At 69.2% G+C, this 26,450-nt stretch carries 29 protein-coding genes; 26 read left to right on the top strand and 3 right to left on the bottom strand.

All coding sequences use genetic code 11. From position 1 onward, the window contains the following. Positions 1-7: 7 nt before the first annotated feature. Positions 8-1,432, bottom strand: a complete 1,425-nt coding sequence (locus M1L60_RS18735) for a GH1 family beta-glucosidase (RefSeq protein ID WP_253238731.1) — start codon at positions 1,430-1,432, stop codon at positions 8-10. Between the two features lie 153 nt (positions 1,433-1,585). Further along, positions 1,586-2,347: a maleylpyruvate isomerase family mycothiol-dependent enzyme gene (locus tag M1L60_RS18730; protein ID WP_253238730.1), complete on the bottom strand. Its 762-nt coding sequence runs from the start codon at positions 2,345-2,347 to the stop codon at positions 1,586-1,588. A gap of 68 nt (positions 2,348-2,415) precedes the next feature. On the opposite strand from M1L60_RS18730, the gene M1L60_RS18725 reads away from it, so the two are divergent. Beyond that, positions 2,416-3,450 (top strand): UDP-N-acetylmuramate dehydrogenase, encoded by a 1,035-nt coding sequence (locus M1L60_RS18725; protein ID WP_438862130.1) that lies wholly within the window; start codon positions 2,416-2,418, stop codon positions 3,448-3,450. On the opposite strand, the gene M1L60_RS18720 is transcribed toward M1L60_RS18725, so the two are convergent. Then, positions 3,447-3,998 (bottom strand): CAP domain-containing protein, encoded by a 552-nt coding sequence (locus M1L60_RS18720; protein WP_253238728.1) that lies wholly within the window; start codon positions 3,996-3,998, stop codon positions 3,447-3,449. The genes M1L60_RS18725 and M1L60_RS18720 overlap by 4 nt on opposite strands. Positions 3,999-4,306: 308 nt before the next feature. Here M1L60_RS18720 and M1L60_RS18715 point away from each other — a divergent pair, with 308 nt between their 5' ends. The 25 genes from M1L60_RS18715 to M1L60_RS18595 all read left to right on the top strand — a co-directional run bounded on the left by M1L60_RS18715 (position 4,307) and on the right by M1L60_RS18595 (position 26,304). Beyond that, a complete protein-coding gene (locus tag M1L60_RS18715; RefSeq protein ID WP_253238727.1) occupies positions 4,307-5,005 on the top strand; it encodes a response regulator transcription factor in 699 nt (232 codons plus the stop codon). 89 nt (positions 5,006-5,094) lie between these two features. Further along, positions 5,095-7,440: a chemotaxis protein CheW gene (locus M1L60_RS18710; protein ID WP_253238726.1), complete on the top strand. Its 2,346-nt coding sequence runs from the start codon at positions 5,095-5,097 to the stop codon at positions 7,438-7,440. Between the two features lies 1 nt (position 7,441). Then, positions 7,442-7,879: a chemotaxis protein CheW gene (locus M1L60_RS18705; protein WP_253238725.1), complete on the top strand. Its 438-nt coding sequence runs from the start codon at positions 7,442-7,444 to the stop codon at positions 7,877-7,879. Then, on the top strand, positions 7,879-8,751 hold the full coding sequence (locus M1L60_RS18700; RefSeq protein ID WP_253238724.1) for a hypothetical protein: 873 nt from the start codon (positions 7,879-7,881) through the stop codon (positions 8,749-8,751). The genes M1L60_RS18705 and M1L60_RS18700 overlap by 1 nt, the downstream gene beginning before the upstream one ends. A 13-nt stretch (positions 8,752-8,764) precedes the next feature. Then, positions 8,765-9,931: a protein-glutamate methylesterase/protein-glutamine glutaminase gene (locus tag M1L60_RS18695; protein ID WP_253238723.1), complete on the top strand. Its 1,167-nt coding sequence runs from the start codon at positions 8,765-8,767 to the stop codon at positions 9,929-9,931. Beyond that, positions 9,928-10,773 (top strand): CheR family methyltransferase, encoded by an 846-nt coding sequence (locus M1L60_RS18690; protein ID WP_253238722.1) that lies wholly within the window; start codon positions 9,928-9,930, stop codon positions 10,771-10,773. The genes M1L60_RS18695 and M1L60_RS18690 overlap by 4 nt, the downstream gene beginning before the upstream one ends. A gap of 5 nt (positions 10,774-10,778) precedes the next feature. Next, positions 10,779-11,165, top strand: coding sequence for a response regulator (locus M1L60_RS18685; protein ID WP_253238721.1), 387 nt, complete (start codon positions 10,779-10,781; stop codon positions 11,163-11,165). Beyond that, positions 11,162-11,647, top strand: a complete 486-nt coding sequence (locus M1L60_RS18680) for a chemotaxis protein CheX (RefSeq protein ID WP_253238720.1) — start codon at positions 11,162-11,164, stop codon at positions 11,645-11,647. Before M1L60_RS18685 ends, M1L60_RS18680 begins: the two co-directional genes overlap by 4 nt. Beyond that, on the top strand, positions 11,644-12,006 hold the full coding sequence (locus M1L60_RS18675; RefSeq protein WP_253238719.1) for a response regulator: 363 nt from the start codon (positions 11,644-11,646) through the stop codon (positions 12,004-12,006). Before M1L60_RS18680 ends, M1L60_RS18675 begins: the two co-directional genes overlap by 4 nt. Positions 12,007-12,013: 7 nt before the next feature. Beyond that, on the top strand, positions 12,014-12,502 hold the full coding sequence (locus tag M1L60_RS18670) for a hypothetical protein (RefSeq protein ID WP_253238718.1): 489 nt from the start codon (positions 12,014-12,016) through the stop codon (positions 12,500-12,502). Between the two features lie 120 nt (positions 12,503-12,622). Then, positions 12,623-13,087 (top strand): flagellar hook assembly protein FlgD, encoded by a 465-nt coding sequence (locus tag M1L60_RS18665; protein ID WP_253238717.1) that lies wholly within the window; start codon positions 12,623-12,625, stop codon positions 13,085-13,087. A 25-nt stretch (positions 13,088-13,112) separates the two neighbouring features. Then, positions 13,113-14,396, top strand: a complete 1,284-nt coding sequence (locus M1L60_RS18660; protein ID WP_253238716.1) for a flagellar hook protein FlgE — start codon at positions 13,113-13,115, stop codon at positions 14,394-14,396. A 183-nt stretch (positions 14,397-14,579) separates the two neighbouring features. Then, a complete protein-coding gene (locus M1L60_RS18655) occupies positions 14,580-14,879 on the top strand; it encodes a flagellar FlbD family protein (protein WP_253238715.1) in 300 nt (99 codons plus the stop codon). Next, positions 14,879-15,670: a flagellar motor protein gene (locus tag M1L60_RS18650; protein ID WP_253238714.1), complete on the top strand. Its 792-nt coding sequence runs from the start codon at positions 14,879-14,881 to the stop codon at positions 15,668-15,670. Before M1L60_RS18655 ends, M1L60_RS18650 begins: the two co-directional genes overlap by 1 nt. Before the next feature lie 4 nt (positions 15,671-15,674). Continuing rightward, on the top strand, positions 15,675-16,703 hold the full coding sequence (locus M1L60_RS18645; protein ID WP_253238713.1) for an OmpA/MotB family protein: 1,029 nt from the start codon (positions 15,675-15,677) through the stop codon (positions 16,701-16,703). 13 nt (positions 16,704-16,716) lie between these two features. After that, positions 16,717-17,175, top strand: a complete 459-nt coding sequence (locus M1L60_RS18640) for a flagellar basal body-associated FliL family protein (RefSeq protein WP_253238712.1) — start codon at positions 16,717-16,719, stop codon at positions 17,173-17,175. Between the two features lie 123 nt (positions 17,176-17,298). Continuing rightward, positions 17,299-18,249: a flagellar motor switch protein FliM gene (locus M1L60_RS47875; RefSeq protein WP_253238711.1), complete on the top strand. Its 951-nt coding sequence runs from the start codon at positions 17,299-17,301 to the stop codon at positions 18,247-18,249. Continuing rightward, entirely contained in the window at positions 18,246-19,007 is a 762-nt protein-coding gene (gene fliN, locus M1L60_RS18630; protein ID WP_253238710.1) for a flagellar motor switch protein FliN, read from the top strand. The genes M1L60_RS47875 and fliN overlap by 4 nt, the downstream gene beginning before the upstream one ends. 5 nt (positions 19,008-19,012) lie before the next feature. Continuing rightward, positions 19,013-19,453, top strand: coding sequence for a FliO/MopB family protein (locus tag M1L60_RS18625; RefSeq protein WP_253238709.1), 441 nt, complete (start codon positions 19,013-19,015; stop codon positions 19,451-19,453). Then, positions 19,450-20,289, top strand: coding sequence for a flagellar type III secretion system pore protein FliP (fliP, locus tag M1L60_RS18620; RefSeq protein WP_253238708.1), 840 nt, complete (start codon positions 19,450-19,452; stop codon positions 20,287-20,289). The genes M1L60_RS18625 and fliP overlap by 4 nt, the downstream gene beginning before the upstream one ends. After that, the gene (fliR, locus tag M1L60_RS18615; RefSeq protein ID WP_253238707.1) at positions 20,286-21,050 is read left to right on the top strand and encodes a flagellar biosynthetic protein FliR; all 765 of its coding nucleotides are present in this window, start codon (positions 20,286-20,288) and stop codon (positions 21,048-21,050) included. Before fliP ends, fliR begins: the two co-directional genes overlap by 4 nt. A 6-nt stretch (positions 21,051-21,056) precedes the next feature. Further along, complete coding sequence (locus tag M1L60_RS18610; RefSeq protein WP_253238706.1) at positions 21,057-22,148, top strand: EscU/YscU/HrcU family type III secretion system export apparatus switch protein; 1,092 nt, start codon at positions 21,057-21,059, stop codon at positions 22,146-22,148. Between the two features lie 166 nt (positions 22,149-22,314). Then, positions 22,315-24,369: a flagellar biosynthesis protein FlhA gene (gene flhA / locus M1L60_RS18605; RefSeq protein WP_253238705.1), complete on the top strand. Its 2,055-nt coding sequence runs from the start codon at positions 22,315-22,317 to the stop codon at positions 24,367-24,369. Then, entirely contained in the window at positions 24,347-26,065 is a 1,719-nt protein-coding gene (locus M1L60_RS18600) for a flagellar biosynthesis protein FlhF (RefSeq protein WP_253238704.1), read from the top strand. Before flhA ends, M1L60_RS18600 begins: the two co-directional genes overlap by 23 nt. Further along, on the top strand, positions 26,062-26,304 hold the full coding sequence (locus tag M1L60_RS18595; RefSeq protein ID WP_253238703.1) for a hypothetical protein: 243 nt from the start codon (positions 26,062-26,064) through the stop codon (positions 26,302-26,304). The genes M1L60_RS18600 and M1L60_RS18595 overlap by 4 nt, the downstream gene beginning before the upstream one ends. Positions 26,305-26,450 lie beyond the last annotated feature (146 nt).

Genomic DNA, 26,450 nt, shown 5'->3' with positions numbered 1-26,450 from the left:
AAAAACCTCACCCCTCGCTGGAGTCCGACGCCGCGATGCCGTTGCGCCGGATCACCTCCCGGTACCACTTCGCGCTGTCCTTCAGCGTCCGCTGCTGGGTCGCGTAGTCGACGTGCACGACCCCGAACCGCTTGCGGTAGCCCTCGGCCCACTCGAAGTTGTCCATGAGCGACCAGACGAAATATCCCCGCAGATCGACACCGGCCGCCAAGGCATCATGGCAGGCGCGCAGGTGGCCGTCGAGATATTCGACCCGCCGGCTGTCGTGAACCTCGCCATCGGCCGACGGTCCCTCGGGGTACGCGGCGCCGTTCTCGGTGATCAGCAGCGGGATGCCGGGGTAGTCGTCGTTGATCCGCTTGAGCAGGCCGGTCAGCGCCGAGGGCTCGATCAGCCAGTTCATGTCGGTGACCGGGCCGTCGGGCGCGCGCCAGGCGATGCCCTCGCTGCCGGGCTGGTCGAGCGCGGCCGGGGCGCCGGGCTTGGCCGAGACGTACGCCGGTTGATAGAAGTTGATCCCCAGCACGTCGATCGGGGCCTTGATCGTGGCCAGGTCACCGTCCGCGATGTACGACAGGTCGGTGAAGCGGGCCATGTGCTCGAGCATGTCGGCCGGGTACTGACCCTTGAACAGCGGGTCGAGGAACATCCGGTTGGAGAGCCCGTCGATGATCCGCACGGCCTCCTGGTCGGCGGCGCTGGTCGGGTCGACCGGCAGCGCGACGTTCGGGTTGAGCGTGATGCTGATGCTCTGAGCGCCGGCCTCACGCAGGGCGCGGGCGGCCAGGCCGTGGCCGAGCAGCAGATGGTGCACCGCCGCGAAGACGGCCGCCGGGTCCTGCTTGCCGGGCGCGTGGACGCCGCTGCCGTAGCCGAGGTAGGCCGAGCACCACGGCTCGTTCAGCGTCGTCCAGGTCTTGACGCGGTCGCCGAGGCGGGCGTGCACGATCTGGGCGTACTCGCCGAACGCCTCGGCCGTCAGCCGGTTGGCCCAGCCGCCGAGGTCCTCGAGGGTCTGCGGCAGGTCCCAGTGGTAGAGCGTGACGACCGGGTCGATGCCCTTGCCCAGCAGCTCGTCGGTGAGCCGGTCGTAGAAGTCGAGGCCCTTGACGTTGACCGGGCCGGTGCCGTCGGGCTGGATCCGCGGCCACGCGACCGAGAACCGGTAGGAGGCCAGGCCCAGGTCCGACATCAGCGCCACGTCGTCGACGTAGCGGTGGTAGTGGTCGCAGGCCACGTCGCCGGTGTGCCCGTTGTACACACGTCCCGGCGTACGGCTGAAGGTGTCCCAGATCGACGGGCCGCGACCGTCCTCCCGCGCCGCGCCCTCGATCTGGTACGACGCCGTGGCGGCGCCCCAGATGAAGTCGTCGGGGAAGGTGATCGCGGCGAGGGCCGGCTGCGCCGATGTGGACGTGACGGTTGCCGTCATGCGTTCGTTCCCCGCTTCCTAGGGTGTGCTTGGACATCCGAACTTAACCGGTTAATCATAGGAGCGGAACAGCTCCTGGTTATCTCGGTAAGTCGAATTTAAGCTCAGCCTTCAGTCTGCACTTGGGCGGCGGGTGGGGTGGCCGGAAGGGCGCTACCCGGTGCGGAGGGCCGATACCAGGCGAGGGTCGCCGGTCACCACCAGGCGATCTGTATCGATACGCCCCATCAGCATCAGGAGTAGATCGCTGGCCGATCCGGTGGCCTGGGCGCGGGCGTGATGATCGTCGGAGTCGAGGATCGTGCCCGTGTCGAGCAGGGCCACCCCGGCCGGTCCCCGCAGCCGGACGAACCATTCGTACGAGGCGTCGGTCGCCACCAGGTGGACCACGCCCCGCAGGTCGGTCGGGCCCTTGCGGCGGCCGGCCGGCAGCCAGGTGTCGAGCACCTCGTTGACCCCGTCGGCGGCCAGTTTGGTCTCGATCGGCGTGGCCCGCTGCGCCGCCGACTCGGCGTCCCAGCGGTGCACGGAGATCTCGTGGGCCATGCGGCGTTGCCAGAACGACGCCTTCTTGGCCTGGGGCGCCCAGTTCCACGCGGGGAAGTCGGCGTCGAGGGCCTCGAGCGTCTCGATCGTGCCGGTGAGCTCGCGGCGCAGGCCGTCGAGGGCCGCCGCCCACTCGGGCCGGGACGGCACCTCGGCCGGGGCGGGCCGCTCGGTCACCCCGCGGGCGGCGGACTCGCGCACCCAGCGCAACTCGGAGGTGAGGTGCTCGACCAGGTCGGCCACCGTCCACCCGGGGCACGAGGGCACGGCCGTGTCGGCCCCGGCCTGGGCGACAGCGTCCTGCAGCGCGGGACTGTCGGCGCGCAATGCGGCCAGCCAGAAGTCTTTCGTCGCGTGCAGCCTGTTCATGGCCTTGCTCTCCGCTCCACCGGACCGCCGATGAGAATGCCCGAACCGTTGAGCCTAGGGTGGTTGGCGTGTCTGACGCTACCGCCGCCCCGCAAACCGACCTGTCGGCGTACACGACGCTACGCCTCGGCGGCCCGGCCAGCATCTTGACGGTCGCCACCGAAACCCAGCAAATCGTCGCAACAGTACGCAATGCGCCCGGCGACGTGCTGATTCTGGCCGGTGGCAGCAACGTCGTGATCGGCGACGACGGCTTCGACGGAACCGTCGTGCTGCTGCGCACCCGGGGCATCCGGGTGGTCGAGAGCCACGAGGAGAGCGTCGTCGTGCGGGTCGCCGCGGGCGAACCGTGGGACGACTTCGTGGCGTACGCCGTGGATCAGGGTTTCTCCGGGGTCGAGTGCCTCAGCGGGATCCCCGGGTCGGCCGGCGCCACTCCGATCCAGAACGTCGGTGCGTACGGGCAAGAGGTCGCCCACACCATCGTCGCGGTGCACGCGTACGACCGGCGGACCGGCACGATCCGGGTCATGCCCCCGGCCGAGTGCGGCTTCGCCTACCGGGCCAGCGTGTTCAAGCACAACGACCGCTACGTGGTGCTCGAGGTCGACTTCCGGCTCGCCCGCTCGTCCGAGTCGGCCCCCATCCGGTACGCCGAACTGGCCCGCAACCTGGGCGTCGAGGCCGGTGACCGGGTCGCCCTGCAGCAGGCCCGCGACACCGTGCTGAAGCTGCGGGAGCAGAAGGGCATGGTGCTCGACCCGGCCGACCGGGACACGTGGTCGGTCGGCTCCTTCTTCACCAATCCGGTGGTCAGCGCGGCCGAGTGGACCGGCCTCGGGCTCGACGCCCCGCACTGGCCGGGCGACGACGGCTCGGTCAAGATCCCGGCGGCCTGGCTGATCGAGCGGGCCGGGTTCGCCAAGGGCTTCGCGGGCGACGGGGTGGCCATCTCGAGCAAGCACACCCTGGCCCTGACCAACCGGGGGACGGGCACGACGGGGGCGCTGCTCGATCTGGCCCGCACGGTCCGCGACGGCGTACGCGAGAAGTTCGGGGTCGAGCTGCACCCGGAGCCCGTACTCATCGGCTGCACTTTTTAGTCCCAGCCGAAGACCTGGGTGTAGTACGGCACGCCGTTGGCCGCGTAGACGACGCCGGTCCCGATGGAATGGGCCCCGCAGTTGAGCATGTTGGCGCGGTGCCGCGGGCTGGCCATCCACGCCTCGATGACCTCGGTCGCCGTGCGGTAGCCCCACGCGATGTTCTCGCCGGCCGGTTGCTCGTACCCGGCCAGGTGGGACCGCCGGACGAACGTGGTGCCGTCGCTCCAGACGTGACTGAAGCGCCCGGTGCGCGCCATGTAGACGCTCTGGCGCACCGAGGCCACGGTCAGCTCCTGGTCCACGGTGAGCAAGCGCCGGCAGCCGTTGGCCCAGCGCTGCCGGTTGGTCATGGTGACCACCTGGGACATCAGCACACGCGGCGCGACGACGCTCGGCGGCGCCGCCGGCACGGGCACCGCCGCGTCGGCCGGCGTGGGCGCGGCCAGCAGCGCGGCGGGCGCGGCCGTGAGCAGGGCGAGACGTCGCACCACCTGGAGCACGGTTGCCTCCTCTTTCCGGTGGGCCGAGTCGCCCACCAGAGACATGGCATCCGTTTTCTGGCCGTACGTCCCTTCTTTGCCGGAAACCGGAATCCGGGGCCGAAAAATTTGTCAGGCTGAAGGGATTCGCGCGATCTGGCGAATGGCCGGGTCCGCGTCGAACAGCCCGCTAAACTTTCACTGTCCGTAAATAGACCGTGACATCACGCTATCGTGAGCTTTGCGCGGTTGATTCCGACGCCGGCTATCGAGCACACGACACCGACCCACTCCCCGGGCGCCCCCTCGGCGCGCGGCGGGCGGTCGTGTCCGGACATGAGCACGAGCGAGGGGTGGGGCAGGGTGAGCACAGAATGAGTCGCCTACTCGTGGTCGAGGACGATCCGGACATCGCACTGGCTTTGCGGATGCTCTTCAGCCGGGCGGGCTACGAGGTGGCCCACGCCGGCGACGGCCGCACCGGTCTCAAGGAGGCCTACGCCGAACACCCCGATCTGGTGGTGCTCGACGTCGGCCTGCCCGAGATGGACGGCTGGCAGGTGCTCGAGCGGCTGCGCGACGTCTCCGACGTGCCCGTGCTCGTGCTGACCGCGCACGGCCAGGAGGCCGAGAAGGTGCGCGGGCTGCGCGGCGGCGCCGACGACTACCTGACCAAGCCGTTCGCCAACAACGAGCTGCTGGCCCGGGTCGAGGCGCTGCTGCGGCGCTCGTCGACCGGGCAGAACAGCTGGGCCAGCCAGGTCTACGACGACGGGCTGGTGCACCTCGACCCGACCAAGCGGCGGGTCTATGTCAAGGGCGACGAGAAGCGCCTCACGCCGACCGAGTTCCGGCTGCTCAACGCGTTGGTGCGGCATGCCGGGGCGGTGCTCAGCCCCAACCAGCTACTGACCCAGGCCTGGGACGACCCGACCGGCATCGGCCAGGAGCGGGTCAAGTTCGCCGTGCTCCGGCTGCGCCGCAAGCTCGGCTGGTCCGACCCGGACGAGTCGCCCATCGAATCCGTGCGCGGCTTCGGTTACCGCTACCGCCGCCCGGGCGGAGATGCCTGAGCACGGACGAGGTTGCGGTCCGGGTGTTCTCAGGTGACGCAGTCAACAGTCGATGAGTGCCTTGGAACGCCGAGCAGGAGGTAACGAGCGTGGAAGACCTTGGTGAGATCGTTGGCGAATTCCTCATGGAAAGCCACGAGAACCTGGACCAGATCGACCGTGACCTGGTGGAACTGGAGCAGGACCCGAATTCCCGCGATCTGATCTCGCGCATCTTCCGGGCGATCCACACCATCAAGGGCACGAGCGGCTTCCTGGCCTTCGGGCGTCTCGAGAAGCTGGCCCACGCGGGTGAGTCGCTGCTGTCGAAGCTGCGGGACGGCGTCATGCCGGTGACCCCGACGACGATCACCACGCTGCTCGCCACCATCGACGGTGTGCGCTCGATCCTCGCCTCGATCGAGGAGACGCAGGCCGAGGGCGACGTCGACATCGAGACCATCATCGCGCAGGTCAATGCCCAGATGAACGCGGGCGAGGAGGCGCCGCCGGCGGCCGAGGCGCCCGCCGCGGAGGCCGCCGAGGCCCCGCAGCCGCTCGAGGAGATGCCGGCCCGTCCGGCCCCCGAGCCGGTCGAGAACCAGCGCAAGCCGATCGGCGAGATTCTCGTCGAGACCGGCGCCGCCCAGGCCCAGGACGTCGGATCGGCCCTGGCCCAGCAGATCGAGGGCGACGAGCGCAAGCTCGGCACGATCCTGCTCGACGAGGGCAAGGCTCAGCCGGCCGCGGTCAACGAGGCCCTGCAGGCCCAGGCGCCCAAGCGCAGCATCGCCGACAGCGCCATCCGGGTCGACGTCGACCTGCTGGACACGTTGCTGAACATGGTCGGCGAGCTCGTGCTGGCCCGTAACCAGCTGGTCCGCGGGGTCATGGAGACCGGCGACGCGACCCTCGTGCGCAGCGCCCAGCGGCTCGGCATGATCACCAGTGAGCTGCAAGAGGGCATCATGAAGACCCGCATGCAGCCGATCGAGCACATCTGGTCCAAGCTGCCCCGGGTCGTCCGCGACCTCAGCAACGGCCTCGGCAAGCAGGTCCAGCTGGTCATGCAGGGCAAGGAGACCGAGCTCGACCGGAGCCTGCTCGAGGCGGTCAAGGACCCGCTGACCCACCTGGTGCGCAACGCGGTCGACCACGGCATCGAGGACCCGGATCAGCGCGTCGCCGCCGGCAAGGGCCCCGAGGGCACGCTCACGCTGCGCGCCTATCACGAGGGCGGGCACGTCGCGGTCGAGGTGGCCGACGACGGGGCCGGCCTGAACGTGGAGCGGATCGCGCAGAAGGCGGTCGAGAACGGCCTGCTGCGCCCCGATCAGATCCCCAACATGGACCGCCGCGACATCATGGCGATGGTCTTCCAGCCCGGCTTTTCGACCGCCGCCAAGGTCACCAACGTGTCCGGCCGCGGGGTGGGCATGGACGTGGTCAAGACCAACATCGAGAGCATCGGCGGCGCGGTCAGCGTCGACTCCACGCCCGGCGAGGGCACGGTCTGGCGGCTCACGATCCCGCTGACGCTCGCCATCATCCAGGCCCTCACCGTCGACTGCGGCGAGCAGCGCTACGTGGTGCCGCAAGTCGCGGTGCTCGAGCTGGTCTTCATCGACGGTCAGTCCACCAAGATCGAGTACGCCTCGGGCGCGCCCGTCTACCGCCTGCGCGGCAAGTTGCTCCCACTGGTGCGGCTCGACCGGGCCCTGGGCCTCGACGTCGGCGCCGACGAGGGCGTCTACATCATGGTGCTGCAGGCCGACGGCCGCCGGTTCGGCCTGGTCGTCGATCGGGTCCTGAACACCGAAGAAGTAGTGGTCAAGGCCCTCAACAGCCGGTTCAAGGACATCGGGCTGTACGCCGGAGCCACCATCCTCGGCGACGGCAAGGTGGGCCTGATCCTCGACGTCTCGTCCCTGGCCCGGCGCAGTCACCTCACCGCGGATGCCGAGCGGCAGAACATGGAGGCCTCGTCGCGGGCCGGCAAGGGCGCCGGATCGGGCGAGCGACTGCTGGTCACGGCGGTCGGCGAGCGGCGGGTGGCGATCCCGCTGGACACGGTCACCCGGCTCGAGGAGTTCCCGCGCAACCGCATCGAGCACGCCGGTTCGCGCGAGGTCGTGCAGTACCGCGGCCAGATCCTGCCCCTGGTGCGGCTGTCGCATCTGCTCGGGGCGTACGGCGAGGAGCCCGAGGGCGACAACGTGTCGGTCGTGGTCTACAGCGAGGGCGCCCGCAGCGTGGCCCTGGTCGTCGACCGGATCGTGGACATCGCCGAGAACTCGACGACGGCCCGCCGCGACGCTGAGGAGGACGGACTGGTCGGCACCGCGGTCATCCAGCAACGGGTGACCGAGTTGCTGGACGTGCGCCGGGCCATCCTCGCGGCCGACCCGAACTTCTACACCGACCTGGAAAACGACGAGTTGCTGGTGGAGGCCTGAGATGGCGAGCCGACAGTTCGCCACTTTCGAAGTGGCCGGCCAGCTCTTCGGGGTCGAGGTGCACACGGTGCAGGAAGTGCTCTCGTACAGCGAGTACACCCCGGTACCCCTGGCGCCGCCGGCCATCGGCGGGCTCTTCAACCTGCGCGGTCAGGTGATCGCCGCGGTCGATCTGCGGGTGCAGCTCGGCATGGCCCGCAAGGCGCTGGAGGGCCAGGTGATGAACGTGATCCTGCGCGGCGACGGCGAGCCCGTGAGCCTGGTCGTGGACCGGATCGGCGAGGTGGTCGACCTCGACGACGACACGTTCGAGCCACCGCCGGACACGCTCAGCGGGCCGACCCGGGAGCTCGTCGTCGGGACGTTCAAACTGGACGGGCGGCTGATGCTGGCCCTCGACGTCAACCAGGCCGTCGACACGCAACGCGCCACCACCTGATGTACAGCCTCGTCAGCGCCCCGGTGCTCGGCTTCGACCTGACCCGCCTCACCGGCGGGTCGGCCACGGCCGAGGTGATGCTGCGCGGACTCCGCCTGCAGGCCGCCGACCTGCCGGTGCTCGCCGACCGGCTGCCGGACGAGGGTGTCCGCGGGCCGCTCTGGGTCGAGGTGGAGAGCGCCGCCCGCCGGATGCCGTCGCTCAAGGGCCTGAACAAGGACGACGCGGCGGGCAGCCTGGCCCTGGTCGAACGGGCCCCGATCGGCACCGTCGACTCGCTGCTGACCTGCGTTCGGTACGACGTGATGGCCTGGACCTGGACCGGTGCCGGGCGCGACGCCACGCAGACCGAGGTCGCCGCGTCCGCCACCGCGCTGCTGTGCGACGCCGCGGTGGCCAGCTACCTGCGCGAGGTTTTGGACGCCGACACCCGTCGCGGTCTGGGGGCGGGCTGGGTGGCGGCCATGCGCAAGCTGCCGACCGGCGCCCCGATCGACCTCGGTCCGCATCACTACACGGTCTCCGCCCTGCTCGACCGGCTGCGCTCGCTGCGGTCGAGCGACCTCAGCCGGCTCATCGCCTCGGCCGAGGACTCCCGCCGCAACGCCGGGGGCTGGTCGCCGGCCGTGCATTCGGCGTCCTGGGCGGCTTATCTGTCGGATCGGGTCCGCACGGCCGCGGCAGCGCAGATGCTGTTGGTACAGGCCGTCGACACGGCTGCCATTCCGCTGGCCGACCGGGCCGGCGGTGTCTGGAACATGCTCAGCGGTGCGGTGCAGGCACTGGTCGTACGCGACCTGCTGGACACCTCGACCGCCCATCGGCTGCTCGCCCCGGTGGTCGCGGCCCTCGGCCCCGCGTGGCTCGGGTAAGGGAGGTGACCGGGTGATATCGGTCCTCGTCGTCGACGACTCGGTGGTCGTCCGTCGCTTGATCGTCGATGCCCTCAGCGGCGCCGACGGCATCGAGGTCGTGGCCACGGCGTCCAACGGGCTGCTGGCCCAGGCCAAGATCGACCAGCTCAAGCCCGACGTGATCACGATGGACATCGAGATGCCGCAGATGGACGGCATCACCGCGGTCCGCGAGCTGCGCAAGCGGCACAAGCAGATCCCCGTGATCATGTTCAGCACGCTGTCGGCCTCGGGCGCGTCGGCCACGCTGGAGGCGCTCTCGGCGGGCGCCACCGACTACGTGACCAAGCCGAGCAACACCGGCAGCATCGATCAGTCGATCAAGGCCGTACGCGAGGAACTGGTCCCCAAGATCTACGCGCTCGCGGGCAAACGCCGTCCGGGCGCCCCGCCGGCCGCTCCCACCCGTCCCCTGTCCCGGCCCGGAGCGGCCCCGCCGCGCGCGGGATTGCCGCCGACCGGGCCCGGACGACCACCGGCCGGTCCGCTGCCCGGTCCCGGCGCGGCCCGTACGGCGCCGCGTCGCACCGCCCCCGGCGGCCGGATCGACATCCTCGCGATCGGCTCCTCGACCGGTGGCCCGGACGCGCTGACCAAGGTGCTGACCGGCATCCCGGCCGACCTGCCGGTGCCCATCGTGATCACCCAGCACATGCCGCCCGTCTTCACCAAGATGTTCGCCGAACGGCTGGACCGCAGCACGCCGCTGCGGGTGGTCGAGGCCGGCGACGGCATGGAGCTCACCCCCGGCTGGGCCTACGTCGCCCCCGGGGACAAACACCTGGTGCTGCACCGGCGCGGCACCTCCACGCTGACCCAGCTCAGCGGGGCGCCACCGGAGAACTCGTGCCGCCCGGCCGTGGACGTCATGTTCCGGTCGGTGGCGGCACTGTACGGCGGTTCGGCCTACGCGACCGTGCTGACCGGCATGGGACACGACGGAAGAGGTGGCGCGAAGGTGCTGAGGGACGCGGGCGCCGAGGTGCTGGCCCAGGACGAGGCCACCTCGGTGGTGTGGGGCATGCCGGGCGCCGTGGTCGGCGCGGGGCTGGCCGACGAGATCCTGCCGCTCGACAAGATTGCTGCCCACCTGGTCAGCCGGATCAAGTCCGGTCGCTCGGCGGCGGTGGCTCGATGACGCTGTCGCAGGCCGAGTTCAATTTCGTCTCCCAGCTCGTGCGGCGCGAGGCGTCGATCGTGCTCGCCCCGGGCAAGGAGTACCTGGTCGAGGCCCGGCTCATCCCGGTCGCCCGCGCGGTCGGGGCGTCCGGGGTCAGCGAGTTCCTGGCCGATCTGCAGCGCCGGCCCGACCCGACCAAGCAGCGCAAGATCATCGACGCCCTGACCACCAACGAGACCTCATGGTTCCGCGACCGGGAGCCGTTCGCGGCGCTCACCGACGTGGTGCTGCCGGAGCTGGTCAAGTCGCGCGCGGCGGCCCGCAAGGTGCGGGTGTGGTCGGCCGCCAGCTCCAGCGGGCAGGAGGCGTACAGCCTGGCCATCACCATGCAGGAAGCGCTGCCGGCCGGCTGGTCGTACGACATCATGGGCACTGACATCTCGACCGAGATGGTGAAGCGGGCCGAGACGGCCGAGTACAGCCAGGTCGAGGTGAACCGGGGCCTGCCCGCGGCCCAGCTCGTGCAGTACTTCGAGCGGGCCGGCGCGCACTGGCGGATCACCCAGGCCCTGCGCCGCAACGTCTCGTTCCGGCTGATGAACCTCACCGCGCCGCTGCCGGTCATGCAGCCGTTCGACGTGATCTTCCTGCGCAACGTCCTGATTTATTTCGACGTCGCCACCAAGCGCACCGTCCTGCAGAACGTGGCCAAGCTGCTGCGCCCGGACGGCTGGCTCTTCCTGGGGGCGGCCGAGACCACGATCGGGATCGACGACAACTACGAGCGGGTGGCCGCCGGCCGCACCTCCGCCTACCGAGTCCGTACCGGGGCGCCCGCGGGCGCCATGAGAAGGGGATGACGCGGATGCGCGCCATGGTGATCGACGATTCCCGGGCGATGCGCATGATCCTCAAGCGCATCGTCACCAAGCTGAATTTCGAGGCGATCGAGGCGGGCGACGGCAAGGAGGCGCTCGACCTGCTGCACGCGATGTCCGAGGTGCCGGAACTGGCCCTCATCGACTGGAACATGCCGAACATGAACGGGCTCGAGTTCGTGACGCACGCCCGGGCCGACCCGCGCCTGCGTGAGATGACGCTGGTCATGGTCACCACCGAGAGCGAACAGAGTCAGATCGTCCGGGCACTCGCCGCGGGCGCGCACGAATACGTGATCAAGCCCTTCACCGAAGGAGCCATGATCGAGAAGCTGGCCCTGCTGGGCCTCGTCCCGACCGGAGCGAACTCATGAGCGTCGAAGTCGAGGTCAACGAGAACGACCTCGCCGAGATGGTGGAACAGGTCTGGGAGTCGTACCTGGATCCGGAGGGCGTGAGCCCGCTGATGCAGACCTACGACGAGAACCAGGCGTCCGAGGTGCATTCCTCGGTCTCCATCACCGGTTCCTGGACCGGGCACGTGGTTTATGCGTCCTCGCAACAGGCGGCCCGTCGGGCCGCCGCCGCCTTCCTGGCCATGGCGCCGGACGAGGTGAGCGAGGAGGACCTTTCCGACGTGCTCGGCGAACTCGCGAACATCATCGGCGGCAACGTCAAGGCGATGCTGCCGCCCGGCGCGTTGCTGTCGCTGCCGCAGGTGGTGCTCGCTCCTGAAACCACGGCGCGCTACCCCAACACCCAGCGGATCACCGGGGTCTACGGGATGTGGGACGGCGAGCCGGTGTCAATTTCGATGTGGCAGAGCCGCGGAGACAACAAGGAGGGCGCGGAATGAAGATTCTCATCGCTGACGACAGCCGGGTGATGCGGCAGATCGTGATCCGCACCCTGCGGCAGGCCGGGTTCGGCGACCACGACCTGATCGAGGCGGCCAACGGGCGCGAGGCGGTCGAGATGACCAAGTCGGAGAACCCGGACCTCGTGCTCTCGGACTGGAACATGCCCGAGATGTCAGGCATCGAGGCGCTGCGGCAGCTGCGGGCGGCCGGCAACGACGTCAAGTTCGGTTTCGTGACGTCCGAGAGCACGGACGAGATGAAGGAACAGGCCGAAGCGGCCGGTGCTCTCTTTTTCATCGTGAAGCCGTTCTCGGCTGAACGATTCGACGAGGTCTTCGCTCCTATTCTGGGATGATTACGACATGTCCGATGTTTCGGTTCTTCCTGGCACCCTGGCCGTCCGCAACCTCTTCGAGGACCTGCTCGGCCGCGAGGTGACCGTCAACCCCGGTGAGCCCATCAGCGCAGATGAGATTCCCACCTCGACGGTCGCGATTTTCACCGACTCCGCGCAAGCCATGTATGCCGTCCTCGGCATGGATCTCAAGCTGGCGGCCAACGCCGGCGCTGCGCTCGGCCTGTTGCCGGCCGGCGCCGCCGAGGACAGCATCGACGAGAAGCAGCTGTTCCCGAACCTCGCCGAGAACGTCGGCGAGCTGTGCAACGTGCTGACCAGCCTGCTCAACCGTGAGGGCGGCCCGCACATCAAGCTCTACCAGGTGGTCTACCCGGGTGAGCCGCTGCCCGGTGACGCGCGGGCCCACCTGATGGCGCTCGGCCGCCGGGTCGACCTGCAGGTCGAGGTCAACCGGTACGGCAAGGGGAAGTTCAGCCTCTCCCTCGCACCGTGATCACAGTTCTTCCTCGAGAACGGGTCTGCCCTGGTGGCAGGCCCGTTCTTTCTAGGGTCTAAGCAAGTTGCCGAACCGGTCGAAGCAGATTATGAGCCTGCCAACGGACGGGAGCATGTCATGACCTCGCCGATCTCCGGATTCTCCGGCGCCGCGGCCGCGGCCGGCGCCACCGGTGCCACCGGTGCCACCGGCACCGAGAAGGAGAAGAGCAAAACCCTCGGCGACCGGGACACGTTCCTCAAGCTTCTGGTGGCCCAGCTGAAGTACCAGGACCCCAGCAAGCCCGCCGACTCGACCCAGTTCCTGGCCCAGACGGCCCAGTTCACCCAGGTCGAGAAGCTCGAGGGCATCGCCGACATGCTCAAGGGTCAGCAACTCATCACCGCCAGCTCCCTGGTCGGCAAGACGGTCGAGTTCATGGACGCCGGGGGCGCCCGGGCCACCGGGGTCATCTCGGCCGCCAAGCTCAACGGCGACAGCGAACCGATGCTTCGGATCGGGACCACGGAAGTGCCGCTGTCGAAGGTCACGGAAGTCCAGGAGATCAAACCGGACGCGACCGGCGCGACACCGAAGCCGTAATCCCTCAACCGCAAAGGATCCATTCATGCTGCGTTCTCTCTATTCCGGCATCAGTGGCCTGCACGCGCATCAGCAGATGATGGACGTGACCGGTAACAACATCGCCAACGTCAACACCGTCGGTTACAAGGCGAGCTCGGTCCAGTTCCAGGACACCCTCAGCCAGATGACCGCGGCCGCCGGAGCGCCCCAGAACGGCGGGGCCGGCACCAACCCGGGCCAGGTCGGCCTGGGTGTGCGCAACGCTGGCATCACTGCGAACTTCAGCCAGGGCTCGGCCCAGACCACGGGCAAGGCCGGCGACATGATGATCCAGGGCGACGGCTTCTTCATGACCCGCCGGGGCAACGAGGAGCTCTACAGCCGGGCCGGCTCGTTCTTCTTCGACGCCAACGGCACGCTCGCGACGGCCACCGGCGAGCCCGTACAGGGCTGGACGGCCGACGAGAACGGGGTGGTGAACCCGGCGGCCAAGCCGGGCGACATCAAGATGCCGCTCGGCAAGAGCATCTCGCCGGTGGCCACCAGCACGGTCGAGGTCAAGGGAAACCTCACCAACGACATGCCGGAAGGCGTCACCGACCCGACCACCATCCCGGCCATCGAGATCCCGTACAAAGCCTTCGACAAGACCGGCAACCCGATCAGCCTCTCGATGAAGTTCAAGCGGGACACCGCGGATCCGACGGCCGCCACCCAGAACTGGACGGTGACCCTCACGAAGTCGGGTGATGCCGGCCCGGCCACGCCGGTCACCGCGACCATCCAGTTCCAGGACGGCAAGCCGGTCGCCACGCCGCCGGCGACGAAGGCGATGCTGAATTTCACGGGAGCCACGGCGATCGACCCCAACATCAGTGACACGTTCGCGGTCGACGGCGGGGACCTGACGATGTACCACGGGCTCACCGAGGCCCGGGTCTCCGACTCGAACGGCAACGCGGCCGGCACGCTGGCCTCGCTGTCGTACACGGTGTCGGACACCGGCCAGATCATCGGCGCCTTCAGCAACGGTCAGAAGAAGGTGCTCGGCCAGGTCGCCCTGGCCACCTTCAAGAACGTCAACGGCCTCGAGAAGACCGGCGACTCGCAGTGGCGGGCCACCGTCAACTCCGGTCTGGCCCAGGTCGGTCAGCCCACCAGCGCCGGCCTCGGTCAGGTGATCAGCGGCGCGCTGGAGATGTCGAACGTCGACCTGGCCCAGGAGTTCACCAACCTCGTGGTCGCCCAGCGCGGCTTCCAAGCCAACTCCCGCATCATCACGACCTCTGACGAGATGCTCCAGGAGCTCGTCAGCATGAAGCGCTAATCAGTCAGCATCAGCTCGGTCGGCGGTCGGGACAGGCGTTTTCACGCTTGTCCCGGCCGTCTGTCTTTGAACCGGCATCCACACCCGTTCGACCTCATCGGCACGGCAAACAGGCCGAAACACATAACGAGGGGCCACGGACGGCCCACCAGCCCAGGACTACACCAACAGGGACGGCTGTAAGTGATCCTCGTAACCCGCATCAATGGTGCCGTGTTCGCCCTGAACCCGGACCTGATCGAGCGCGCGGACTGCACGCCCGACACGGTCATCACGCTGGTCGACGGCACCAAGTACGTCATCGCCGAGTCCGTGCCCGAGTTCATCGACTCCGTGCGGCACTACCGCGCCTCGCTGATCGCCCAGGCCAGTCGTCTCGAGTCCGAGCCCACCAACACCCACTCCTCCGCCCCGTCGCCTGATGACGATCACCGCGACGACGATGACGCCAAGGTGCTCCCGCTGCACCGGAATGGACGCTGATGGACATCTCAACCATCGTCGGTGTAGTCGCCGGCCTCGTCATCGTCTTCACCGTTCAGATCCTCGAGGGCGGCTCGCCGGCCTCCATCCTGCTGATCCCCTCGATGCTGCTGGTATTCGGCGGCGGCTTCGCGGCCGCCATGGCCGGCGGTGTCATGAAGGACTGGACCGGCGTCGGCGGCCAGCTCAACCGGGCCTTCACCCAGAAGGTGACGCCGCCCACCGAGCTCGTCGACGAGGTCGTCAAGCTGGCCGAACGGGCCCGCCGCGAGGGTCTGCTGGCCCTCGAGGACGCGGTCAAGACGGTCGAGCACCCGTTCCTCAAGCGTGGCCTGCAGCTCGCCATCGACGGCACCGACCCCGACGAGCTGCACGACATCCTGCACGCCGAGATCGCGGCCAAGAAGAAGTCGGACAAGGCCAGCGGCAAGCTGTTCGAGAACATGGGCGGTTACGCGCCGACCATCGGCATCGTCGGCACGGTCATGGGTCTGGTGCACGTGCTCGAGAACCTCGACAAGCCCGACACCCTCGGTCACTCCATCGCCGCCGCGTTCTGCGCCACGCTCTGGGGCGTGCTCAGCGCCAACCTGATCTGGCTGCCCATCGCGTCCCGCCTGGCCCGGCTGAGCGCCGTCGAGGCCGAGGAGATGGAGCTGGTCGTCGATGGCGTCCTGGCCATCCAGGCCGGCTCGAACCCGCGCCTGGTGGCGCAGAAGCTCCGCAGCCTCCTCCCGCCGGAAGAGGCCAAGAAGGCCGAGGCGGCCGCGAACACCAAGAAGGCGGCCTGACCCGATGAGCAGTGGCGGGGGCAAGCGTAAGAAGCCGCACGAGGAGCACGAGGAGCACGTCAATCACGAGCGCTGGCTCGTGTCGTACGCCGACATGCTGACCCTGCTGTTCGTTCTGTTCGTCGTTCTGTACTCCATGAGCGACGTCAACATGAAGAAGTTCGCCCAGTTGGCGTCGGGCCTGTCGTCCGGTTTCGGCGCTCAGAGCGTCGCGTTCCAGGGCCAGACCGGCCCGATGGACGGCTCCGGCAACTCGGCCGAGATCGTGCAGATCGACCCGGGCGCCAACCCCGGCGACGGCAAGGCCGGCTCGTCCAGCCTGACCGCGCAGCAGAAGGAGGCCGTCAAGGCGGCCATGGCGGCCGAGGAACGCTCGCAAGCTTCGAAAAACGCTCAAGCCGCCGCCAAGGAAGCCGAAGACCTCAAGAAGATCGAGAACAAGATCTCGGACGCCCTGGCCAAGCAGAAGCTGCTCGGCTCGGTCAAGTTCACGATCGACCGGCGGGGCCTGGTGGTCACCGTCCTGACCAACGAGGTCGTCTTCGCCGGTAACCGGGCCGACCTGCGGCCCGGCGGCCGGAAGATCCTCGACGCCATCGCCCCGACGTTGGCCAAGTTGCCCAACCGCATCGAGGTCGACGGCAACACCAACCAGCTCAACGCCAAGACCACGTTCTACCCCAGCGGCTGGGAGCTCTCCGCGGCCCGCGCCTCGACCACCGTGCGTTACCTGGTGGCCCGGGGTCTGGCCAAGAACCGCATGAGCGCCGTCGGCTTCTCCGACACCAAGCCGCTGATCGACCCGAAGGACCCACGGTCGATCACCATGAACCGCCGCGTGGACGTCGTAGTGCTCACCACGCTGACCGCCGACCAGGCGGCACTGCTGCCGGCCGCATCCGGCGCCGACAGCAAGTTGCATACCGGTGAGACCACGTTGCAAGCCGGTAAGCGAGCTCAGAGCGGCACTGGCACCACCGATACACCTAGCGAGACAAACACCAACCCAGCAACTACGCCAGCGCACGACTGAGAGGAGCTTTCAGATGAGCAAGGACGAGACGACCACTGCTGCCGCCGACGCCCCGAAGAAGTCCAAGAAGATGCTGATGATCATCGTGATCGCCGCCGTCGTGCTGCTGGGCGGTGGTGGCGCCGGGGCGTTCTTCATGATGAAGGGCGACACCGCCGAGGCCGCGCCGGTCAAGGGCAGTGTGGTGGCCCTCGAGGACGCGATGACGATCAACCTGGCCGACGGTCACTACCTGAAGCTGAACTTCTCGCTCCAGCAGACCGCGGACGCCGGCGCCGAGTCGGTCGACACCAGCGAGGCCCGCGAGCTGGCGATCGACGAGTACACCGGCAAGTCGCTGGCCGAGCTCTCGACCGAGAAGGGCCGCGAGGAGCTCAAGAAGGAGCTCACCGCGAAGATCGTCAAGGCGTACACCGAGGAGGACAAGAAGATGGTGATGGGCGTCTACTACACCGCCTTCGTCACCCAGTAACACCGACAGCACAGGCAAGCCACGAGGGCGGGTTCACTCCGGTGAACCCGCCCTCTTCGGTCGTAAGCCCGTAAAAACGCCCCTCCCGCTCAGCCGTTCCGGAAACGAGCCGATGGGGACAACGTGACCAACGCCGCACGTACCTCGGGCCGGATCTCGCGCCGCGGCCATGGCGGCGGGCCGGCGCCGTACGACTTCCGCAAGCCGATCAAGCTCTCCCGTGAGCACGTCCGCACGCTGCAGATCGCGTTCGAGACGTACGCCCGTAGCTGCGGCACATTGCTCACGACGCGCCTGCGCGCGGTCAGCAACGTCACGCTGGCCGGGATCGAGCAGCTGAACTACGACGAGTACGTGGCCGCCCTCAACAATCCGACGGTGCTGGCCGTGGTCGTGCTCGACCCGCTGCCCGGGTCGGCCCTGTTCGAGTTGTCCACCTCGGCCTCGATGACCGCGATTGATCATATGTTGGGCGGACCCGGCGGTCCCCAGCCGGAGCGGCCGCTGACCGAGGTCGAGATGCCCCTGCTGCGCGGCCTGCTGGAGCGGATGCTCGGCGAGCTGCGGTACGGCTTCGAGACGCTCGTCGACATGCACCCGAAGCTCAAGGAGATCGAGTACAACGCGCAGTTCCTCCGGGCCCATCAGCCCGGTGACGCCTGCGTGATCGCCTCGTTCGACGTCAAGATCGGTGCCGAGGAGACCAGCCACACGATCTGCCTGCCGTTCAACACGATCCTGCCGGTGCTCTCGAAGACCGAGACGGTCGTGCTGAGCGCGGCTGAGCGGGCGGTCAAGGACACGGCGCTGAGCAACCTGACGGCCGGGCTGTCCCTGGCCCCGCTCGACGTCGCGGTGCGATTCCAGCCCATCCGGATGCGCACCGATGACATCGTGGACCTGCGGCCCGGTGACGTCGTCCCGCTCGGCCACCCGACCAGTCAGCCTCTCGAGGTGACAGTCAACGAGACCGTTTTCGCCCATGCAGTGCCCGGTAATCAGGGGGCCCGGCTCGCCTGCCTCGTCGTGCCTGCCCCCAAGGAGTCCTCGCCCAAGGAGTCTGGTCGCCCATGACCGCGCCTACCATCACCGCGCCCCAGCTGGCGCTCGCCCGTAACGCGGCCGAGGCCGCGCTGGGAGTTCTTCCCACCAGCCGGCCCCTGGTCGCTGCCGACCCGATCGCGGCGACCGCGGACGCCCTGACCGAGGGGCAGGCGGTCACCGCCCGGTTCAGCGGCGCGGCCTCCGGCGAGGTGGTCGTGGTGGTCGGGCAGGACCTGGCGGACGCGCTCAAGGAGAGCCCGCTCGGCGAGCTCGACCTGACCGCCGCGGTGCGCCCGGCCCTCGAGGCCGCGGCCCGCGTCTTCGGCCCGGTCGTGCTCGATCCCGGCGTCGTGATGGAGCCGCAGGTGGCGCTGAGCGCCCTGGCCGCCAAGGACGACGCCGTGGCGGTGCCGCTGGTCGAGGGCAACCAGATCCGGGCCGTGCTGGCGCTGGCCCTGAACCCGTGGCCCACCGCCGATGCCGGTGGGGGCGGTGTCGCCCGCCGGGACGCCGGGGGACCGGCGGCCGTGCAGTTGCGCGGCGGGCTGGACATGCTGCAGGACGTCGAGATGGAGGTCTCGGCCGAGCTGGGCCGCACCCGGATGAGCGTGCGCGAGCTGCTCTCGCTCACCCCGGGCGCGATCGTCGAGCTCGACCGGGCCGCCGGCAGCCCGGCCGACCTGCTGGTCAACGGCCGGCTGATCGCCCGGGGTGAGGTCGTCGTGGTCGACGAGAACTTCGGCATCCGGGTCACCGAGATCGTCTCGCCCGGCGCCGAGCGGGAGTAACGGCCTTGTTCGAGCTCGTGCTGCGGGTCGGCTTCTCGCTCTTCGTCATCCTCGGCATGATGTGGGGCCTGGCGAGGCTCGTGCGGCGTCCCCTGCTCGGGCGCGGCCACGGCGATCTGGTCGTGCTCAACCGCCAGCAGCTGTCCCGGGGCGCCGCGCTGGCCGTGGTCAAGGTGGCCGACCGGGCGATGATCCTGGGCGTCACCGATCAGCAGGTGAGCCTGCTGGGCGAGGCCGAGATCGAGCTGTTCGAGCACCCGGCCGAGCACCGCGACCATCTGGCCGTGGACGCCGAGCTGACCGCGGAGCTGGCCAACGGCCCGGGCGACCTGCCCGGGCGGCATCCGGCGGCGCCCAAGCCCGGGCGGCTGGACGGATCGCTGCTGTCGCCGCGCACCTGGCGCTCGGCCATGGAGTTCCTCCGCGATCGGACCAGCCACAAATGATCAAGCGCGCGCTGTTCACTCTGCTCGCGAGCCTCGGGTTCGCGCTCGTCCTGCTGCCCGGACCGGCCTCGGCCGAGCCTCAGCGCGCGCCCGCCCCGATCGCCTACACGGTCACCGTGCCGGAACGAGCCCCCGCGCCGACCCCGCCGGTCCGGCCCCGCGGCCCCAACCTCAACGTCAACATCCAGGGCACCAACCCGGACGGCAGCCGGCCGGCCACGTCGCTGATCGTCATGCTCGGCCTGACCGTGCTCTCGGTCGCGCCCGCGGTGCTGTTGCTCTGCACCTGCTTCACCAAGATCTTCATGGTCCTCGGGATCACCCGGAACGCGCTCGGCCTGACCTCCATGCCGCCCAACCAGGTGCTGGCCGGGCTGGCCCTGTTCATCAGCCTGTTCATCATGGGGCCGACCGTCTCGGCCATCAACGAACAGGGGGTCCAGCCCTATCTGAAGGGCGACAAGACCCAGTCACAGGCCTTCAACGACGGCGTCAAGCCGTTGCGGGACTTCATGTGGCGCACCACCCGCGAGGACGAGGTGGCCCTGATGCTCAAGCTGGCCGGGGACGAGAAGCCGCAGAACCGCGACGACGTCGAGCTGACCACCCTGATCCCGGCGTTCGTGCTCTCCGAGCTGCGGGCCGCCATGATCATCGGGTTCGTCATCTTCATCCCGTTCCTGCTGATCGACATGGTGGTCTCGGCCTCGCTGATGTCCCTGGGCATGATGATGCTGCCACCGGTGACTGTTGCTTTACCTTTCAAGCTTTTGCTGTTCGTGCTGGTCAACGGGTGGGGGTTGATCCTCACGGCGCTGGTGGCGTCGTATAGATGAACCTGTCCGTCCCGACCGCCGAGATGCTCGCGCTGCTGCTCGGCGCGGCTCGCACCGGCGCCTGGATGATGGTCTGCCCGCCGTTCAACTCGCGGCTCATCCCGGGCCCGGTCAAGGCGTTGCTCTCGATCGGCCTGACGCTGCCGGTCTTCCCGCAGCTGCGCGGCGCGCTGCCGTCGCTGCAGACCTCGGACATCATCTTCAGTGTCGCCCTGCAGGTCTTCGTGGGCGCCGGGCTCGGCTTCGTGACCGCCATCCTCTTCGCGGCCCTGCAGGCCGCCGGTGACCTGATCGACCTCTTCGGCGGTTTCACCCTGGCCATGGGGTACGACCCGTTGTCGCAGAACCAGAGCTCGATCTTCGGCCGGTTCTACAACCTGATCGCCGTCACCCTGCTCTTCGCCACCGACGGCCATCAACTGGTGCTGCGCGGCTTCCTGCAGTCGTTCAAGACGGTGCCGCTCGACTGGACGTTCACGCCCAGCACCTTCAACGAGCTGCTGATCAAGGGCATCGGCGAGATGTTCGTGGCCGCGGTCCAGATCGCCGGCCCGCTGATCGCCGTCCTGTTCCTCACCGACGTCGCCTTCGGTCTGCTCAACCGGGTCGCCCCCGCGCTCAACGCGTTCCAGCTCGGCTTCCCGGCCAAGATCTTCATGGTCCTGCTCATCTCCGGCATCGCGATCACGGCCCTGCCCGGTGTCCTCGACGCGATCGTGGAGCGCGCGGTCAACGCCGTGATCCAGCTCAGCGGGGGGTGAGCGGACATGTCGGGGGAGAAGACCGAACAACCGACAGAACAGAAACTCAAGAAGGCCAAACGCGAGGGGCAGATCGGCCGCAGCCAGGACATCGGCGCCTGGTTCGGCATGCTGGCGGCGAGCGTGATGCTGCCCCGCACCCTCGAGACGGCCATGGAGCACGCCGAGAAGCTGGTCGCCCAGATCCCCGACGTGATCGCCGACCCCCAGCCGGCCCAGGCCATGGCGCTGCTCAAACAGGCCATGATGGGCACGCTGTGGGCGGTGCTGCCGCTGGCCCTGACGATGATGGTGGTCGGCATCGCGGCGGCCGGGGCCCAGGGTGGCATCCGGGTCGCCACCAAGCTCTTCATCCCCAAGTTCAACCGGCTCAACCCGTGGCCCGGCCTGAAGCGGATGCTCGGCCCGCAGGCCCTCTGGGAGGGTACGAAGGCCCTGGTCAAGACCGGGGTGCTGGCCGGAGTGCTCTATTCGACGACCAAGGACGTGTTCCCGGCCCTGATGAGTGCCGGGCAGCTGCCGCTGGCCGCGCTGTTCGGCACGGTCGTGGACGCGGCCCTCAACCTGATCCGGGCCGCCTCGGTGGCCGGCATCGCGATGGCCGCGGCCGACTACTTCGTGGTCCGCCGCCGCACCAACAAGCAGCTGCGGATGACCAAGGAAGAAGTCAAGCAGGAGTACAAGAACACCGAGGGTGACCCGCTGATCAAGGCCCAGGTCCGGGCCCGGCAGATGGCGATGGCCCGCAACCGCCAGATGGCCGACGTGCCGACGGCCGACGTCATCATGGTCAACCCGACCCATGTGGCGGTGGCGCTGCGCTACGAGCCGCAGAAGGGCGCGCCCCGCGTGGTGGCCAAGGGCCAGGGGCCGCTCGCCACCAAGATCCGCGAGCTCGCGGCCGAGCACCGGGTGCCCATGGTCGAGGACAAGCCGCTGGCCCGGGCGCTGTACGGCGGCGTCGAGGTGGGCCACGAGATCCCGGCCGAGTTCTTCGGCACGGTGGCCAAGGTGCTGGCGTTCGTCATGAGCCTGAAGGCGAAGGGATCGGCGGCCGGGCTGCACCGCAACCCACATTCCGCCTCAGAGGCCGCATAACTGAAAAGTTAGGAGATTTCCTCACATCGGTACCTCGATCGGGGGAAGATCGCCTTGTGGGTCAGCCTGCCCTGCTCAGTGAAGGCGACGGATCGCCGAACAGAGAAACGCCAGGACGGCGACCACCGCGCAGGGATGGCTCCAACGTCCACTCCTGGAAGGTGCCGTGAAGAACCGCAACATCAGCAAACTTGCCGTACCCGTCGGGGTCATCGGCATCATCCTCATGATGGTCGTGCCCATGCCGACCTTCCTGCTGGACACGCTGATCGCGGTCAACATCACCGGGGCCCTGCTGATCCTGCTGGTCAGCATGTTCGTCCAGAAGCCGCTCGACTTCGCCGTGTTCCCGGCCCTGCTGCTGGTGGCCACCCTGTTCCGGCTCGCGCTGAACATCAGCGCGACCCGGCTGGTGCTGCGCGACGGTGACGCCGGCAAGGTCATCCACGCCTTCGGCAGCTTCGTCGTCGGTGGCAACCTCGTCATCGGTCTGGTCATCTTCCTGATTCTGGTCATCGTCCAGATGATCGTGGTCACCAAGGGCGCCGAGCGGGTGGCCGAGGTCGGCGCCCGGTTCACCCTCGACGCGATGCCCGGCAAGCAGATGGCGATCGACGCCGACCTCAACGCCGGTCTGATCGACGAGGACGAGGCCAAGAAGCGCCGGGCCGAGGTGGGCGCCGAGGCCGAGTTCTACGGCGCGATGGACGGTGGTTCCAAGTTCGTCAAGGGCGACGCCATCGCGGCCGTCATCATCACGCTGATCAACCTCGTCGGCGGCTTCGCCATCGGAGTCGCCCAGCAGGGCATGGCCGCGGGCGACGCGATGAACCACTACAGCCTGCTGAGCATCGGTGACGGCCTGGTCTCGCAGATCCCGGCCCTGTTGCTCTCGGTGGCCACCGGTCTGATCGTGACCCGCTCCGCCACCTCGGGCGACATGGGCACGACGGTCACCGCCCAGCTCGGCCAGAACAAACTCGCGTTGCGCATCGCCGGTGGCGCGGCCCTGGCCCTCTGCATCATTCCCGGCCTGCCCAAGGTGCCGTTCCTGGTCGTCGGCGTGGCCGTCCTGGTGGCCGCCCAGCGGATCAAGGACCCGGTGCCCGAGGAGGAAGCCGCGGCCGCGGCCGCCGCGGCCGAAGACGTCGACCTGCCGCCGCCCGACTCGCCCGAACAACTGCTCGGCGAGATGCGGGTCGACCCCCTCGAGCTGGCCCTCTCGCCCGACCTGGTCGACCTGGTCGACGCCAGCAGCGGCGACCTGCTCGACCGGGTCCGCGCCCTGCGCCGCAAGATGGCCATGGAACTCGGCGTGATCATGCCGCCGGTGCGCACCCGGGACGACCTCGACCTGCCCCTGTCCTCGTACGCGATCCGCATCTCCGGGGTCGACGCCGCCACCGGCGAGGCTCCGCCGGGAACGGTGCTGGCCATCGGCGACGGCCTGCAGGGTCTGCCCGGCAAGGCGGGCGTCGAGCCGGTCTTCGGGCTGCCCGGCAAGTGGGTGCCGTCCGAGCTGCACTACCAGGCCGAACTCTCCGGGGCGACGGTCGTCGACCGGGCCAGCGTGATCATCACGCACCTGGCCGAGGTGGTGCGGGCCAACGCGAGCCGGCTGCTCGGCCGCGAGGACGTGCGCGCGCTGACCGAGATGGTCAAGCGGACCCACCCCGTCGTGGTCGAGGAACTGACCCCCGCGGTGCTCAGCCTCGGCCAGATCCAGAAGGTCCTCCAGGCGCTGCTCGACGAGAGCGTGCCGGTACGGGACCTGGTACGAATCTTCGAAGCGCTCTCTCTGCGAGCGAAGGTCACCATCGACCAGGACAGCCTGGTCGAGGCGGCCCGCGCGGCCCTGGGCCCGGCCATCGCCGCCCAGTACACGACCGCCGGCCGGCTCACCGTGATCACGCTCGACCCCATGCTCGAGCAGCAACTGCTCGAATCTCTGCGGCCCAGCGAGACCGGCGCCTTCATGGCGATCGACGGCATCCGTGCCGAGTCGATCGTCAGCGAAGCCGCCCGGCTCGCCGAGACCGCGGAACAGCAGGGCCTGGCCCCGGTGCTGGCCTGCTCGCCACAGCTGCGGCTGCCACTGATGCGACTTCTGCGCGCCGGGTCGCGCCGGGTGCATGTGCTGTCGTACGGCGAAATCTCTGGTTCAACAGCACAGATCGAGACGATTGGGGTGGTGAACGGTGCCTACGCGGGTGCTGCTTGAGGGGCCGGCCATCGAGCCGTTGCTGGCTCAGGTACGCGATGAGTACGGCTCCCGTGTCCGGATCATCTCTGCCGACAAGGTCCGCAGTGGCGGGGTCGGTGGCTTCTTCGCGAAACAGCATTACGAGCTGTCCGTGGAGGTTCCGGACCCGAACGAGGACAGGAGTGACATGGCACAGCGCACGAAGACGGCTGACAACGGTCAGCACAGCCTGGAGCGGCTCCTGGAGCGGGCCGAGTCGCAGGACCGGACCGACGATCCGGGCCGGGGGACGGCCCGTCCCTTCGGCACGTCCTCGCCGCGGTCGGTGACGCCGGCTTCGTTCGGCATCTCCCGGCCGGCCGAGACGCCGGCCCGGCCGGCGGCCGAGAACAATTTCGGCGCCGATGAGGGGCGCAGCGCGGCCCTGGGTGACACCGGCGCCGCCTTCGCCGAGCTGATGGCCGGTCTGGACGCGGGCAACGACCGGTTCGCCTCGCGGCCCAAGCCGGCCCCGCGGGAGGACACCCCGACGGTCCGGCCGTTCCGTCCGGCCGCTGCCGCCGAGTCGGCGGTCAACGCGGCGCCGAGGATCCCGAGCCCGCCGTCGGTGGCGCCGCAGTCGCCCGCGCCGCCGCCGATGTTCGCCACGGAACCGATGGCCGCACCGATGCCCACGGTGGCGCCGATGGCGGCACCGATGCCGACGGTGGCGCCGATGGCGGCACAGATGCCGACGGTGGCGCCGATGTCACCGGCAGCGCCGATGGCTGCTCCGGCACCGACGGCGGCTGCGGCGCCGATCATCACGCCGGCTCCGGCCGCCCCGGTCGCGCCCGAGCCGGTCGTACCGGTGGCGCCGCAGTCGCCCGCGCCGAGCCTGGCCGAGCGGATCGGCGGCCTGGCGGCGAGCGCGGTCGAGATCGACCCGGTGCCGGTGGCCACCGAACCGGAGCCGGTCGCCTTCGCGCCCGTGTCCCCGGCCCCGACGGCGCCGATCGAGACCGCGGCGGCCGACAACGAGCCGGTCGTGCGCAACCTCATGTCGGTCGGCATGCCCGAGACCATGGCCCGTCAGATCACCGGCAGCGACACGTACGCCGGGGTGCTGAGCGTGCTGGCCGCCCGGCCCGCCGCCGCGGGTATCCCGGACGGACCGGGCGAGATCCTGGTGCTCGCGGGCGACCTCAACCTGGGCGTCACCATCGGCCGCCAGCTGCTCGACGAGATCGGCGTGCCGGAGAACCACCTGCTGCTCGCCGCGCAGTCGACGGCCGGCACGGGGCTGCACTCATCCCGGCTGATCTCCACCGCGGAGGCCGCCGAGCAGCGGGCCGAGAAGCTGCACAGCGCCGAGGAGCCGTGGGTCGTGGTGCTCGAGGCCCCGGTCGGCGGCAGCGACCCGATCTGGATCAACGAGATGTGCGACGCGATCGGGGCGACGGCGGTCTGGGCCGTCGTCGACGCCACCCGCAAGACCGCCGACACGGCCCGCCACCTGCGGTCCCTGGGCGAGGTCGAATCGCTGGTGGTGCACGGCGTCGAGCTCACGGCCGACCCGGCCTCGGTGCTCGGCCTCGACCTGCCGATCCACTCGCTGGACGGTAAGCCGGCCACCCCGCACGCCTGGGCCGCCATGCTCTGCGCGCGGATCGCCTCCGATGTCATGCCGGTGGCGGCGCCTCCGCGGCGGGTCACCCGCTCGGTCCGGCCGTGATCCGTCCGTCGGTCCTGCTGTTCGCGCTCCTGATGAGCGCGCCGGCGTTGTATCGCTACGTCCTCGATCAGATCGACGTCACCGAGGTACTGATCCGGTTCGTGATCGCGGTGCCGATCGCCGCCCTGCTGCTGGCAGGGTTGCGGTTCGTCACAGCGGGATACGGCCGGCCGGAGGGGAAGCCGGAAGGCACCCCGGTGACACCGAGCCCTATGAACGAGACGGAAAAGCCGGCCTGACGGGTAAGTCGACGAGGGGTGATCGCGAAAGCGATCACCCCTCCGGCGTTTCTGTGCAGCGACGGGTCGGGTTGCGCTCAGAGCTCGGGAGTGGTTGCGGCGGGACGGTTCGCTTGCGGCTGGGCGAGCGCGCGCCTGAATGCCAC

The organism is Paractinoplanes aksuensis, from assembly GCF_024137025.1.
Classification (GTDB): domain Bacteria; phylum Actinomycetota; class Actinomycetes; order Mycobacteriales; family Micromonosporaceae; genus Actinoplanes; species Actinoplanes aksuensis.
Note: the sequence above shows the minus strand (reverse complement) of the source record. Positions and strands in the feature narration are given on the sequence as shown.